At 58.3% G+C, this 13,278-nt stretch carries 13 protein-coding genes; 4 read left to right on the forward strand and 9 right to left on the reverse strand.

Annotated elements, in window-relative coordinates; genetic code table 11:
- Positions 1-4: 4 nt before the first annotated feature.
- From RAL88_RS07695 to RAL88_RS07710, 4 genes are read left to right on the forward strand one after another with little or no spacing between them, the layout of a single operon-like run.
- Positions 5-1,021, forward strand: a complete 1,017-nt coding sequence (locus RAL88_RS07695; RefSeq protein ID WP_306268441.1) for a phosphotriesterase — start codon at positions 5-7, stop codon at positions 1,019-1,021.
- A 4-nt stretch (positions 1,022-1,025) separates the two neighbouring features.
- Complete coding sequence (locus RAL88_RS07700; protein WP_306268443.1) at positions 1,026-1,922, forward strand: dihydrodipicolinate synthase family protein; 897 nt, start codon at positions 1,026-1,028, stop codon at positions 1,920-1,922.
- A 2-nt stretch (positions 1,923-1,924) separates the two neighbouring features.
- Positions 1,925-4,843: an FAD-dependent oxidoreductase gene (locus tag RAL88_RS07705; RefSeq protein ID WP_306268445.1), complete on the forward strand. Its 2,919-nt coding sequence runs from the start codon at positions 1,925-1,927 to the stop codon at positions 4,841-4,843.
- A gap of 16 nt (positions 4,844-4,859) precedes the next feature.
- Positions 4,860-5,273, forward strand: a complete 414-nt coding sequence (locus RAL88_RS07710) for a DUF3830 family protein (protein WP_306268446.1) — start codon at positions 4,860-4,862, stop codon at positions 5,271-5,273.
- Between the two features lie 256 nt (positions 5,274-5,529).
- On the opposite strand, the gene RAL88_RS07715 is transcribed toward RAL88_RS07710, so the two are convergent.
- The 9 genes from RAL88_RS07715 to RAL88_RS07755 form a co-directional block, all read right to left on the reverse strand.
- On the reverse strand, positions 5,530-7,086 hold the full coding sequence (locus RAL88_RS07715; RefSeq protein ID WP_306268447.1) for a class I adenylate-forming enzyme family protein: 1,557 nt from the start codon (positions 7,084-7,086) through the stop codon (positions 5,530-5,532).
- 109 nt (positions 7,087-7,195) lie between these two features.
- Positions 7,196-8,074, reverse strand: coding sequence for a 3-hydroxybutyryl-CoA dehydrogenase (locus RAL88_RS07720; RefSeq protein ID WP_306268449.1), 879 nt, complete (start codon positions 8,072-8,074; stop codon positions 7,196-7,198).
- A gap of 208 nt (positions 8,075-8,282) precedes the next feature.
- The gene (locus RAL88_RS07725) at positions 8,283-9,224 is read right to left on the reverse strand and encodes an electron transfer flavoprotein subunit alpha/FixB family protein (protein WP_306268451.1); all 942 of its coding nucleotides are present in this window, start codon (positions 9,222-9,224) and stop codon (positions 8,283-8,285) included.
- A gap of 14 nt (positions 9,225-9,238) precedes the next feature.
- Entirely contained in the window at positions 9,239-9,988 is a 750-nt protein-coding gene (locus RAL88_RS07730; protein WP_306268453.1) for an electron transfer flavoprotein subunit beta/FixA family protein, read from the reverse strand.
- A 109-nt stretch (positions 9,989-10,097) separates the two neighbouring features.
- Positions 10,098-10,796 (reverse strand): rhomboid family intramembrane serine protease, encoded by a 699-nt coding sequence (locus RAL88_RS07735; protein ID WP_306268455.1) that lies wholly within the window; start codon positions 10,794-10,796, stop codon positions 10,098-10,100.
- 127 nt (positions 10,797-10,923) lie between these two features.
- Complete coding sequence (locus RAL88_RS07740; protein WP_306268457.1) at positions 10,924-11,505, reverse strand: cob(I)yrinic acid a,c-diamide adenosyltransferase; 582 nt, start codon at positions 11,503-11,505, stop codon at positions 10,924-10,926.
- A 96-nt stretch (positions 11,506-11,601) separates the two neighbouring features.
- Positions 11,602-11,793, reverse strand: a complete 192-nt coding sequence (locus tag RAL88_RS07745) for a twin transmembrane helix small protein (RefSeq protein ID WP_306268458.1) — start codon at positions 11,791-11,793, stop codon at positions 11,602-11,604.
- A gap of 126 nt (positions 11,794-11,919) precedes the next feature.
- Positions 11,920-12,429, reverse strand: a complete 510-nt coding sequence (locus RAL88_RS07750; RefSeq protein ID WP_306268460.1) for a TspO/MBR family protein — start codon at positions 12,427-12,429, stop codon at positions 11,920-11,922.
- Positions 12,430-12,432: 3 nt separating this feature from the next.
- Positions 12,433-13,278: an SDR family oxidoreductase gene (locus RAL88_RS07755; protein WP_306268462.1), complete on the reverse strand. Its 846-nt coding sequence runs from the start codon at positions 13,276-13,278 to the stop codon at positions 12,433-12,435.

Below are 13,278 nucleotides of genomic sequence, written 5' to 3' on the forward strand. Positions count from 1 at the left end.
ATACGTGGGATTGATACGCACAGTCTTGGGGGATGTGGCAGCCGGGGATGTCGGACTGATCCAGTTTCACGAGCATGTCCTTTTCGATATCGTGCCGCCTGGTGCGAACGGCGACACTGCGGCGGAAATCCTGCCATGGGACCGCTTCCAGACCGACTATCTTTCGAACGTCAATCCGGCCAATGCACATCAGACCGATGTGACCATTGCGGCGGCGGAACTGCGTGCCTTTGCCGCTGCAGGCGGAAGCCTGATCGTCGATCAGTCGGTTGCCGGTCTGGCGCGCGATGCCGCCGGACTGGCGGAAGCATCCCGCGCCAGCGGCGTGCATGTGGTAGCCGCGGCGGGCACCTATACCGCGCCCTTTCTTGACGCAGCACAGATCGCTATGACCACCGCCGAGATGGCCGATCTCTTTACAGCAGAGATCAAAACCGGACTGGATGACACAAAGGTCCGCGCCGGCCTGATCGGTGAGATCGGCTGTTCCTGGCCGCTTGAGCCGGTCGAACACCGCGCCCTTCTGGCGGCTGTGGACGCGCAGCACAGGACAGGCGCATCGATCAGCGTTCATCCTGGCCGCGACCCCGGTGCCTGCCTGCAGATCATCGACATTCTGGGCACCGCTGGGGCAGACCTGTCACGCGTCGTCCTGTGCCACATGGATCGCACCTATCCCGATGGCACTGGCGTCGCCGCCCTTCTGGATCAGGGCATCTGCGTGGAGTGGGATTTTTTCGGCATCGAACAGTCCCATTACTGGATGGGGGATGTGGAACTGCCTACCGACAGATGCCGTCTGCGCCTGATCGACGCGATGGTCGCGGCGGGTCATGGGGACCGCATCGTCATTTCCCACGACATCTGTACCCGCACCAGGCTGCGGCACTGGGGCGGGCATGGCTATGGGCATGTTCTGACCAATGTCGTGCCGCTCATGCGCCGCCTCGGATTCGATCCGGCGACAATACAAAATCTTGTACGCGACACGGCGTTGCGACTGCTTACCCTCAAGGAGTGATTTAATGACCAAAAGGATCCGGGGCACGTTTTCAGTGATGGTGACGGCATTCGATGGCAATGGTGCCGTCGATCTAAAAGCGATGGCGGCCTTTACCGAATGGCAAGTCGCAGAAGGCATCCACGGGTTGATACCGCTGGGCTCGACCGGCGAATTCCTGTCGATGACGGATGCCGAGCGTCACGATGTCGCCAAATGCGTGATTGATACGGTCAATGATCGGGTGCCGGTGTTCATCGGCACGGGCGCGGAATATACCGATGACGTGATCCGCTATTCCCAGCAGGCCGAGGCGCTGGGTGCCGATGGCGTGATGATCATTCCACCCTTCTACTCAACTCCGACCGAGGACGAACTGTTCGAACATTTCCGCCGCATTGCCGAAGCAATCACGATTCCTGTCATGCTTTACAACAATCCCGCGACGGCCAATATTGATTTGACACCCGCCATCGTGGCTCGGCTTTCGACCATTCCCAGGGTCGATTACATCAAGGAATCGACGATGGATGTGACCCGCGTGCGCGACATCCTTGATCTGTGCGGCGACCGGATGACGGTGTTTGGCGGTATCATGGGCTATGAATCTTTCATGAACGGGGCAGAGGGTTGGATCGCCGTCGGCTCGAATTTGATGCCGCGCGAATTCTCGCGCCTGTTTGAACTGTCGGTGGATGAACAGGATATCGACGCCGCGCGTGCGCTTTATCGGCAGATCCTGCCGGTGATCCGGTTGGTCGGCGGTCACCGCTACGTCGCCGCAACCAAGTCGGGGCTGGGGATGCTGGGTCATGCGGTCGGCAAGCCGCGTGCGCCGCGACTGCCTACGCCCGATGCCGAGATTGACAATGTCCGCGCAGCGCTGATTGCGGCGGGGATCACGCCACAGCAGACGGTCTGATCTTGCCACAAAATAACCACCCCGAAGCGGACCCGGCAGCCAGCAACATGGACGGCTTCGGGTTTCGTTTCGATGGACAAAAGATAGACGCGCGCAAGGGAGATAGTATTGCCGCGGCCTTGACCGCATCGGGCATCGCCCGGTTCCGCCGCACGATATCAGGAGAGCAGCGGGGCCTGTTCTGTGGCATGGGCGTCTGCAACGATTGTCTGGTCGAAGTGGACGGCGTGAGATCGCGCCGCGCCTGCATGACGCAGGTCGAACAGGGGATGGAAGTTTCCAGTCAGGATGACACCCGTTTGGGAGCGCTGCGTGAAGCGCTGCCCGCCCTGCCCGAACAGCTTGAGACGGCGGATGTCTTGATCGTCGGGGCGGGGCCGGCAGGATTGACGGCTGCGCTTGAGTGTTGCCGGATGGAGGCAACCGTGATCGTGGTGGACGAGCGCGATGCTGCCGGTGGGCAGTATTTCAAACCCCGCAGCGAGGGTGCACGGCATGTAGATGCGCAAGATGTCCAGCACCGGGCAGGCAATGCGCTGAGGGCAGCGGCAACCGCCGCTGGAGTGCGCATATTGCAGCACCATACCGTATGGTATGCACGCCACGACAAGGCTGCCAAGGACATGGGCGGTTTTGAGCTGCGCACCACCGGCACCGGCGGGCGGTGCCGCCTTTCCGGCAAGACACTGATTGTGGCCACTGGGGCCTATGAGCTGCCGGCCATAGTGCCTGGCTGGACGCTGCCGGGGGTGATGACGATCGGCGCAGGCCAAACGCTGGTACGCCGCTATGGTGTGGCGCCAGGTTCGCGGACTCTGATCGCGGGCAATGGACCGCTTGGCCTGCAACTGGCGGCAGAACTTACGACCATCGGTGGAAAGGTCGTCGCGGTTGCCGAGCGGTCGCAGTTGCGGCCGGGAGGCGCGATGTTGCGGGCGGCGCTGGCAGCACCCCGTCTGGTCGCTACTGGTGTCGGTTATCAGCTGCGTCTGCGGCGCGACCGGGTGCCGCTGTTGAATGGCTGGGAAGTGACCGGGATCGCCGCGAGCGGCGACGCCCTCGACGTTGATCTGTCACAGATTGGTGCATCCGGTATGCGCCGGGTGCGCGCCGACGCAGTCTGTATGGGCGATGGTTTTGCCCCCCAAGCCGAACTGTTGCGGCTTCTGGGCTGCAGCTTCGAAATGCGGGACGGCGTGCCACGGCCAGTCCGGGACACACAATGTGAAACCGACATTCCGGGCCTTTTTGTGGCAGGCGATGCCGGAGGGCTCGGTGGCGCACAACTAGCGCTGCAACAAGGGAAAACCGCCGCGCAGGCCGCATTGACCCGGCTGGGGCAATCGGTCATGATCGACCCGAATATGACGGCACGCGTGGCCCGGATTGGCAGGTTTCAATCCGCGCTTTGGCAGCTTTACAAGGCGCCGTCACCCGATATCACCTCTGCCCCTGGCGACTTACTGATCTGCCGTTGCGAATCCGTATCGTTGGGGCAGGTGCGCCAAGCAATCGACGCAGGGGCGCGAGACGCGGGTGCGGTCAAGCGCGCGACCCGCCTGGGCATGGGGCGTTGCCAGGGGCGTTACTGCACACGGCCCTTGGTCGCACTTTTGCAGAATGTCGGTCCAGAGGTCCGGGCAGATACGCTCTTTGCACCACAACTGCCCGTACGTCCTCTGTCCATTTGCGCAGTGGCACTTGAAAAACCCGAATGGGCCGGTCACCGTGAAAGCAGCCCCGTCGCGCGCCCCGCGCCAAAGGACAAAGCACCGCTGGGCCGTGAAACCGCTGATCTGGTGGTCATCGGTGCAGGTGTCACTGGTTTGGCAGCGGCACTGTTTGGCGCTCAGGCCGGAGCTTCGGTTATCTGTCTTGACCAGGGACGCCTGAATGCAGAGGCCTCGGGCGGCAATGCCGGAAGCCTACATCTGCAGCTTCTTTCATGGGATTTTGGCAGCAAGGCCTTTGCCGGCGGCTCCGCTGCGCTGCGCACGTTACCGTTGCAACAAGAAAGCATTGCGCTCTGGTCTCAGCTGCAAGACGAACTTGGCGGCAATTTCGAGATGGCGGTGACTGGCGGTATGATGGTGGCGGAAAGCCCTGACCAGATCGCCTTTCTGGAAGCCAAGGTTTCCGCAGAGGCCAGCGTTGATATCCATTCCGAAGTAATCGGTCCTGATCGCATCCGCGCGATCGCGCCTCATTTATCGGACCGCATCGTAGCGGCCGCATGGTGTCCGGGTGAAGGCAAGATCAACCCCCTGCCCGCCTCTGCAAGCCTCGCCGCTGCGGCCCGCGCAGCAGGCGCGTTGATCGAAGAGCTGGCCTCGGTGACGGGCATCGTGCAGGACGGCAATGGCTATGTGATCGAGACCGGGCGCGGTCAGATCCGCACGCGTCGGCTGGTGATCGCTGCGGGTGGCTGGTCGGCTCAGATCGGGCGTCATCTTGGCGTTGCTCTGCCAATCCGGGGCGCACCGCTCCAGATGCTGGTGACGGAGCCCGCGCCGCCACTGGTTCCATGCCTTCTGGCCCATGCAGACCGGCATCTGACGATGAAACAATCCCACAGCGGCACCATTATCATTGGCGGGGCGTGGCCTGCGGAAACCGGTCCCGCCGGACAGGCGCGGGTGCTGCCCGATAGTATTGAAGGCAACCTTTGGGTGGCCCAGCATACTCTGCCGGCACTGAGCACTTTCAAGCTGGTGCGCAGTTGGGCTGCCATGAACATCGATATCGATGGCGCGCCTTTGTTGTCTGCAATACCGGGGCATCCGCGTGTCGTCGTTGCGGCCACGGCCAATGGCTATACTCTGGGCCCGCTGATGGGCCGCGAGGCCGCAGCACTGGCGCTTGGTCGAGACCTACCGACGCGACTGCACCCCTTCACACTAGAACGATTTAAAACCAGCTAACAAGACAGGACACAGCATGACAGAAGTTATCATCGAGGCAGGCCCCTTCACTTTCGGCGCACGGTTTGAAACAAAGGACGCGCCCGAAACCTGCCGCGCCTTCATGGCACGGATGCCTTATGAGGCTGAATTGGTGCATGTCCGCTGGTCGGGAGAAGGGGTCTGGGTGCCCCTTGGCGACTACGATTTCGGCGTCGGCTATGAGAACCACACAAGCCATCCCGCCCCAGGTCAGTTTCTGCTTTATCCAGGCGGCATCAGCGAGACTGAAATCATTCTATGCTACGGCGGCATGGATTTCTCATCGAAGATGGGGCAACTGGCGGGTAATCACTTCATCACCATCCATACGGGGCTGGAAAATCTCCGCGCACTTGGCGAACGGGTACTGTGGAAGGGGGCACAGCCAGTGCGTTTTACGCTGAAGTGAAATATGGATGCCTCTACCCCCAAACTACCGCAATGTGTCGTTATGATGCGGGTGAACCCGGGGCCGTCCACCGCATCAATTCAACCTCTCGGGCATTCGGTCCGAGAGCGTATCCGTTGCGTTCATGCAGCTGACCGGCAGGTTCGTTGTTTGCCAAGCGGCCCTGCTTGATGGCGTCGAGTGTTTCGATTCCTTTGAGGGTGTTCTTCGCGGCTGCCAGAACTTGGGGCCCACGCTTTGGTTTCAGCCGATTGCTTTACACGGCAAGCGCTTCTGCCAGTGCAAACCGGGCTAGTTTGCCGCTCGCGGTTTTTGGCAGGCCATCGACCTCGATCCATTTTTTGGGCCGCTTGTAATCCACCAGCAGTGGCGCCAGGCTTCGATTCAACTCGTTCGGTGCCAGCGTTTCTCCGGCTTGTGGCACAACATAGGCCACAAGGCCCCGGCCGCGCCCGGGAACGACCCCCTCGGCCACAGCAACTTCCCGGATGCTCGGAAGCGCGGCGATAATCGTCTCGATCTCTTCCGGATTGGCCCGATAGCCTTCCACATTGACCAGAGAGGCCAAACGGCCTTCATACTGGATGTAACCATCCTGATCGCGCAGCGCCAGATCTCCGGTCAAAAACCATGCTCCGCGGACCGCCGCCTTGGTTGTTGCAGCATCATTCCAATAACCCAGCATCAGGGCTGGATCTGAGCGGTGCGTCGCAATAACACCGATCTGATTGACGGAGACATTCTTCAGACCGGCATCCGGTGCCAATATCGCCAGTTTTCGGCCAGGTGCTGGCTTTCCGATTTTACCCGGCTTCACCGCACAGTCCGCGCCGCTGTAAATTGGGCTGGCAATTTCCGCCAGCTCATAGCCGTCATAAATTGGCCGACCGGTCGTACTTAGCCATTCCTCCGACACATGTGCTGGCAGAATTGCACCACTGGATACAGCTCTGGTCAGGCTCGGCATCGCGGCGGCTTTCACTGTCCCGCTTTTCAAGGCGGTGCTGTATTGCCCCGGCATGGCCGCAACCACAGTGGCCCCGGTCAGTTCCACCAGGATCGGCAGGGCCTGATCAAACACGCGGCGCAATTTCGGCGGTGAAAGCAGGATCACCGCTGCGCCGCGGCACAAGGGATCCATCAGCCCGTACCCGATGCTGCGTGCCCAATTATCCGCTCCGGTATGCAGCATACGGTCTTTCTGGGTCAGGCCAAGCCACTCGGTCTGCAACTGCCGCCTGCCCCACAACGCCCTGTGGGCGTGCAGCACCCCGCGTGGCGCGGCAGAGGTGCCATCGGTATAAACCAGATAGGCCGGGTCATAGGAATAGGTCCGCCCGTAAAGGCCAAGCGGACTTTGCGACAGAAACTGCAGATCTTCCGGCCCAAAAATTTTTACGTCTGTGGCCGGTGTTGGCAGCCTGGTGGCTCCGTCATGAGCGATGAGGATGGGTTTGCAGTCCTTGGCAATATGGTCAAGCTCGCGCGTGCCCAGCCGGTCAGATGTCGGCACCGGCACAAACCCTCCGGCCAAACAGGCAAAAAACATGATCGGAAACCAGACACTGTTTCCCATCCGCAACAACACCCGATCCCCCATTTTGATGCCGAGCGATTGCAGGCCAGTGGTCGTCCTCAGCACCGCATCTTCCAATGAGGCGTAGGTCCACACATCAGATGGTTCCCGGCTGGTGCCGTCGAACACCATCAGCGCGACATTATCCGGTTTGGACGCGGCCATGCGTCCAAGTGCATATGCGGCTATGTTGAACCGTTCGGGGGTTTCGTCAGCAGGCTCCAAAAATCGCTCCACGACAGTCTGCGATGCTTCGGATCGCCCGCTGCCCGGTTAACAGGCCGGACCGGTCCATTGATGGCGCGGTTTGTGTCAAGCATAAGGCAGTATCGGGATTCATCACCGGTCAGCGCGTCGGAACAGGTTCGTCGCCGCGATAATCGTAAAATCCGCGATTGGTCTTTCGGCCAAGCCAACCGGCCTCAACATATTTCACCAGCAGCGGACAAGGCCGGTATTTGCTGTCTGCCAGGCCTTCATAAAGCACCTGCATGATCGACAGACAGGTATCAAGGCCAATGAAATCAGCCAGTTGCAGCGGGCCCATGGGGTGGTTGGCACCCAGCTTCAAAGCCGTGTCAATTGCCTCGACGGAGCCCACACCTTCATACAGCGTATAAATCGCTTCATTGATCATCGGCATCAGAATGCGGTTGACGATAAAGGCCGGAAAATCTTCGGCCACAGTGATGGTTTTCCCCATCCCCTGAACATATTTTTTAGCTGCCTCAAAGGTTTCGTCTTCAGTCGCAATGCCGCGCACCAGTTCCACCAGCTTCATGATCGGAACAGGATTCATGAAATGGATTCCCATGAAGCGTTCCGGACGGTCCGTTGCGGCCGCAAGCCGGGTGATCGAAATGGATGATGTATTGGATGCAATCATCGCTTCGGGTTTCAGCACCGGACAGAGCGCCGCAAAGATTTTCCGTTTGACGGTTTCATCTTCGGTCGCAGCTTCAATCGCCAGATCGACTTCGGCCAGACCTTCCATGCCTTTCGAGGCATGCAGCTTTGCCACTGCGGTATCCCGTTCTTTTTCGCTGATCTGCCCCTTGCTTAATTGCCGCCCCAGATTCCCCGTGATGGTCGCAAGGCCTTCTTCAATGCGGTCTTCGGAGACGTCATACATGTAGACATCATAACCGGACAGAGCACTGACATGGGCAATTCCCGAACCCATCTGGCCTGCGCCGATAATGCCTATGGATTTTATTTCAGTCATAGTTCTTTCCGGTCTTAGTCTTGTGGGAGCTAGGGACAGGACTGTGTTGCACCGCAGCAGAATTTGCAATCGGTTTTTTATCGGCTCCAGCAGCATGATACCCAAAAGCGTGTGCTACGGGAAGCCATGCCATGTGGCGGCAACCAGACCAACGCAAACCGCCGGAGCCACACCTGAGGAATCGGCCACTTGCCTGACGAAATTGCGCTCAGGAGGTCTTGTCGAGTTCTGCTACCAGCTGTGGAAGCACTTCAAACAGATCGGCGACCAGCCCATAATCCGCAACCTGAAAAATCGGTGCTTCATCATCCTTGTTGATGGCGACGATGACCTTGCTGTCCTTCATGCCGGCCAGGTGCTGAATCGCGCCCGATATGCCGCATGCTATATAAAGATCCGGCGCAACCACCTTGCCGGTCTGTCCGACCTGCCAGTCATTCGGCGCGTAACCGGCGTCAACCGCAGCCCGCGAGGCTCCGACAGCCGCTCCAAGCTTGTCGGCGACCGGCATGATCACCTCCTGGAATTTTTCTGACGAACCCAGGGCACGGCCCCCGGAAATGATGATTCTGGCGGACGTCAATTCCGGACGTTCCGACTTCGACACATCTTCTCCGACATAGGATGACAGGCCAGGCCCCTCATCACCGGATACGCTTTCGACAGAAGCTGAGCCACCCTCTTCAGCGACGGCAAAGGCCGCCGTCCGGATGGTGATGACCTTGATGGCATCGCGGGACTGAACCGTCTGGATCGCATTGCCGGCATAGATCGGCCGCTCGAATGTATCAGCGCTGATAATTGCAGTGATGTCAGACACCTGCATGACATCCAGCAGCGCTGCCGCGCGCGGCATGATGTTCTTTCCATTGGTGGTATTGGCAGCCACAAGTGCTGTATAATCTCCGGCAAGTGAGACAACCAGCGCCGCCATCGGCTCTGCCAGCAGATGGTCATAGGCGGCGGCATCACAATGCAGCACCTTTTCCACACCGCTGATCCTGGCCGCATGCGCTGCCGCCTCGGCACTGCCACTGCCTGCAACCAGCACATGCAGGGGTGCGTCCAAATCTGCCGCCGCGGTGATAGCGCGCAATGTCGGGTCGTTGAGCACAGTTCCGTCGTGATCTGCTATCAGCAAAGTTGTCATGGCTCTGCCTTTCCTTAAAGTACGTTGGCTTCGTTGCGTAATTTGTCAACCAGTTCGGCCACATTGGCAACCTTGACACCGGCTTCCCGCTTCTGCGGCTCGACGGTCTTCAGAACGTTCAGGCGCGGCGTCATATCAACTCCGTAATCCGCTGCCGTTTTCATATCGATCGGCTTTTTCTTGGCCTTCATGATATTCGGCAGCGACGCGTAGCGCGGTTCATTGAGACGCAGATCGGTGGTCACCACCGCCGGAAGTTTCAGTTTGATTGTCTGCAGCCCGCCATCAACTTCGCGGGTCACATTCATATCCCCTTCGCCCAGCGACAGCACAGAGGCGAAAGTGCCCTGGGACCAGCCCAGAAGAGCTGCCAGCATCTGGCCGGTCTGGTTGCAATCATCATCAATCGCCTGTTTTCCGGCAATCACCAGATCGGGCTTTTCCTCATCGACAATTTTTTGCAGAATTTTTGCCACCGCCAGCGGTTCGACCAGGTCGTCATGCTGCACCAGAATGCCGCGATCAGCCCCCATCGCCAGTGCCGTGCGGATGGTTTCCTGAGCCTGCTGCGGACCGATTGAAACCACAACGATTTCACTGGCTTTGCCGGCTTCGCGCAACCGCAATGCTTCCTCGACGGAAATTTCATCAAACGGGTTCATCGCCATTTTTACATTGGCCAGTTCAACGCCCGATCCATCCGTTCTAACCCGGATTTTGACATTGTAGTCAACCACCCGCTTAACGGGCACCAGTATTTTCATGATTGTCTCCAGATTGCGCGCTTATGTGCAAAATTTGTAGCGAACCTATCGGTGCCCTCTTACCCTGTCAACGACAGGGAACAACACAATTTTGTAGCAAATTCACTCGTCAGGAAAGGTCCAGACCCCGGTCGAATAAAGCCACGTCCCGGCGCTTCAGGAGAAGCACCAAAACCGCACCGGAGATGAGACCACCAATATGCGCCATCCACGCAACTTCACTGTCAACGGCAACTACAAGATTGTAGATCTGCATCAAGACCCAGGCACCCAGAACCCACATCGCCGATAGCCGTAACGGAATGCGGCCCAGTGCCAGAATCCAGATTTTGACGCGCGGATGCAGGATCAGATAAGCCGCCACGACACCGGCCACAGCGCCCGAGGCACCAATCAGCGGTGCTTCGGATGTGGCATTGAACAACGCATGGGCGTAGCCACCACCTGCAGCGCTGAGAAGATAGAAAACCAAATATCTGATATGGCCAAGGGCATCTTCAATATTGTCTCCGAAGACCCACAAAAACAGCATGTTGCCAAGCAGGTGCATCCAGCTGCCATGAAAGAAGGCGTAGGATACCAGGGTCAAATCCGCGGGAATGAAGGCCAGATCCGGCGGTAGAACGCGGGTTTCGAACAGAACCGATGGAATGATGCCGAATGCCGCCGCCAGAACGTCCGGCTGGCCTTCTGCTGCGGGCAGCTGGAACACCACAAACACTAAAATCGTGATACTGATCAGCGCCCAATTGACATATGGCCGCGTCACGTAGGTCAGAGGATTGCTGTCATAAAGAGGAAGAAACATGGGGGTCGTCGACCTGGATTTGAAGGACCGGCTCCGACCCTAAAGTACATTCTGCGATTGTTGAACCATTTGCTGCGCGAAGGATCCGAAGGTTCAACCGGAACGTTCAATATTCATAAAACGTGTTCTAGCGGTTTTTTCCCGGAACCCACAACACATCCGCCTGGCCCTTGTCATTGACCCAGCGCGCCGCAACAAACAGGAAATCCGACAGGCGGTTCAGAAACTGGATGCCATAGGGATTGACCGGTTCAGCCTCATCAGCCGCCAGTTCCACCATCACCCGTTCGGCTCGCCGCGCAATGGTACGGGCAAGATGCAGATGTGCAGAGGCGGCGCTGCCGGCCGGCAGTACAAAGGAGCGCAACGGCTCCAGATCGGCATTCAATGTGTCAATGTCGCGCTCAAGACGCTGCACCTGGCTTTCGATGATACGCAGCGGCTCATAGCCCAAATCCTCGCCCGTATCCGGCGTCGCCAGATCGGCCCCCAGATCGAAACAATCATTCTGGATCCGGTTCAGCATCTGGTCCAGATCACCATAGGCGTTTTTGGTATGCAGGCGCGCAATGCCAATTGCTGCATTGGCTTCATCGACAGTTCCATAGGCAGCCACCCGCAAATCATATTTGGCCCGGCGTTCGCCATTGCCAAGCGCTGTAGTGCCGTTGTCACCGGTCTTGGTATAGATTTTATTCAGAATAACCATCACAGCACCTTTCTGGATTATGTCTGGAGTGTCTTGCCCAATTCAGCGCGCCGCCTGACGATTGATTTTAAACGTTTCACAGCTATGAAACACGTTTCAGCGCGAGGTAAAATACAGAACAGTCATCAGCACCACAACTGCCAGGAATTGCAGGATCACCCGCCAGCGCATCAGCTTTTGCGACAGATTTGCATCACCGCCCCGCATCATATTGTAAAGGCCCAGCAGAAGCACAATGGCCACGGCAGCCAGCGCCAGACCGATCAGTCCCTTGGACAAGAATTCCATTTTTCACCTAAAGCAGTTTTTATGGTTGCAATCAATCTTTTCACAGGGTTCGTGCCTCTGCCGGTGCACCCCCATTCCACGGCGGCTTCTGTCTCACCGCAGGGTTCAAGGTCACTTCGAAACAATCTAATTCATCCGGGCAATCGACAGATTCAGCACCGCTGCAAAGCCAACCCAGGCCACATAGGGAACCAATAACAGACCGGCCAACCGGTCCTGTCTTGCAAAGACAATCATCGTCGCGACGATTGCGACTAGCAGCGCCAGAATGACCGCCAGTCCGAGACCCGGGCTCTGCAGAAAGAAAAAGGCCGCTGACCAAATCACATTCAACACCAGTTGAGCGGCAAAAAACAGATAGGCTCTGCGCCGAGCCGGCTGGCCAGACCAGTCCGGTTGTGCCCATATTCGCCACAGCGCGTAACCCATCAGAACATAAAGCGTGGTCCAGACCGGGGCGAAAATCCAGTTGGGTGGATTGAAAGACGGCTTTGCAAGCCCGGCATACCATGGCTCAAGTCCAGGCGTTGTCAGCACTGACCCAAGGGCACCGGCCGCCAGGCAAAGAAGAATGAACCCTGCCAGCACGAATGCGGATCTGGCAGTTCGCGGAAGCAGGAACACAGAATTGGTCATATGTCAGGTTTCTCGGTCAGCGCTCCGCGCCAGCAAGGCGCTGAGCGCGCGATGGCTAAGCACACGTTTCAGGAACCCCATCGCATAGCTCGGGGCGGTGACATAATATCTGGGGCGCGGCCTGTCACTTTCCAGTGCATGGACAAGACGTTTTTGCACAGCCTCCGGCCCCAGCTTGAACCGTGACGCGCCGCCGCGCTGCATCCGCGCCAGCCGCTTGTGGTAAACCTCCTTGTGAACAGAGGCATCAATCCTGATTTCACGGTGAAACGCCTCAAGGGAGTGTTCGACAAAACGGCTCGCGATCGGCCCCGGTTCAATCAGGCTGACATGAACCCCGCTTCCCATCAATTCCATACGCATTGTATCGGACAGGGATTCAACGGCATGTTTGGAGGCACAATATGCTCCGCGATACTTCATTGACACCAGGCCAAGCACGGATGAGCACTGCACAATTCGGCCGGATTTGTTGTGTCGCATCGACGGGATCAGCAACCGCGTCAATTCATGCCAGCCGAAGACATTCGTCTCGAACTGGTCACGCAATGCATGAACCGACAAGTCTTCCAGGGCACCGCTCTGCCCGTAGCCGCCATTGTTGAACACCGCTTCAAGTCTGCCATCGGTGCTGTCCAGAACATCATCGACACACTTGGTGATACTGTCATGATCAGTATAATCCAGATACAGCACCTGCAGACCTTCATCTGCCAGCCGCTGTTGATCGGCAGCCTTGCGCACGCAGGCAAAGACCTGCCAGCCGCGCTGCTGCATGGCGTGAGCACAGTGATACCCTATACCGGACGAGCAACCGGTGATCAGAATGCTTTTGTGTCGTGTGGCCAT

This window comes from Pararhizobium sp. IMCC3301, from assembly GCF_030758315.1.
GTDB lineage: Bacteria > Pseudomonadota > Alphaproteobacteria > Rhizobiales.

Bases quoted from the DNA above. Each gene is read 5' to 3' on its own strand.
- RAL88_RS07710 (WP_306268446.1), top strand. From the start codon at position 4,860: ATGACAGAAGTTATCATCGAGGCAGGCCCCTTCACTTTCGGCGCACGG.
- RAL88_RS07700 (WP_306268443.1), top strand. From the start codon at position 1,026: ATGACCAAAAGGATCCGGGGCACGTTTTCAGTGATGGTGACGGCATTC.
- RAL88_RS07720 (WP_306268449.1), bottom strand. From the start codon at position 8,074: ATGACTGAAATAAAATCCATAGGCATTATCGGCGCAGGCCAGATGGGT.
- RAL88_RS07755 (WP_306268462.1), bottom strand. From the start codon at position 13,278: ATGGCCACACGACACAAAAGCATTCTGATCACCGGTTGCTCGTCCGGT.
- RAL88_RS07735 (WP_306268455.1), bottom strand. From the start codon at position 10,796: ATGTTTCTTCCTCTTTATGACAGCAATCCTCTGACCTACGTGACGCGG.
- RAL88_RS07730 (WP_306268453.1), bottom strand. From the start codon at position 9,988: ATGAAAATACTGGTGCCCGTTAAGCGGGTGGTTGACTACAATGTCAAA.
- RAL88_RS07725 (WP_306268451.1), bottom strand. From the start codon at position 9,224: ATGACAACTTTGCTGATAGCAGATCACGACGGAACTGTGCTCAACGAC.
- RAL88_RS07750 (WP_306268460.1), bottom strand. From the start codon at position 12,429: ATGACCAATTCTGTGTTCCTGCTTCCGCGAACTGCCAGATCCGCATTC.
- RAL88_RS07740 (WP_306268457.1), bottom strand. From the start codon at position 11,505: ATGGTTATTCTGAATAAAATCTATACCAAGACCGGTGACAACGGCACT.
- RAL88_RS07745 (WP_306268458.1), bottom strand. From the start codon at position 11,793: ATGGAATTCTTGTCCAAGGGACTGATCGGTCTGGCGCTGGCTGCCGTG.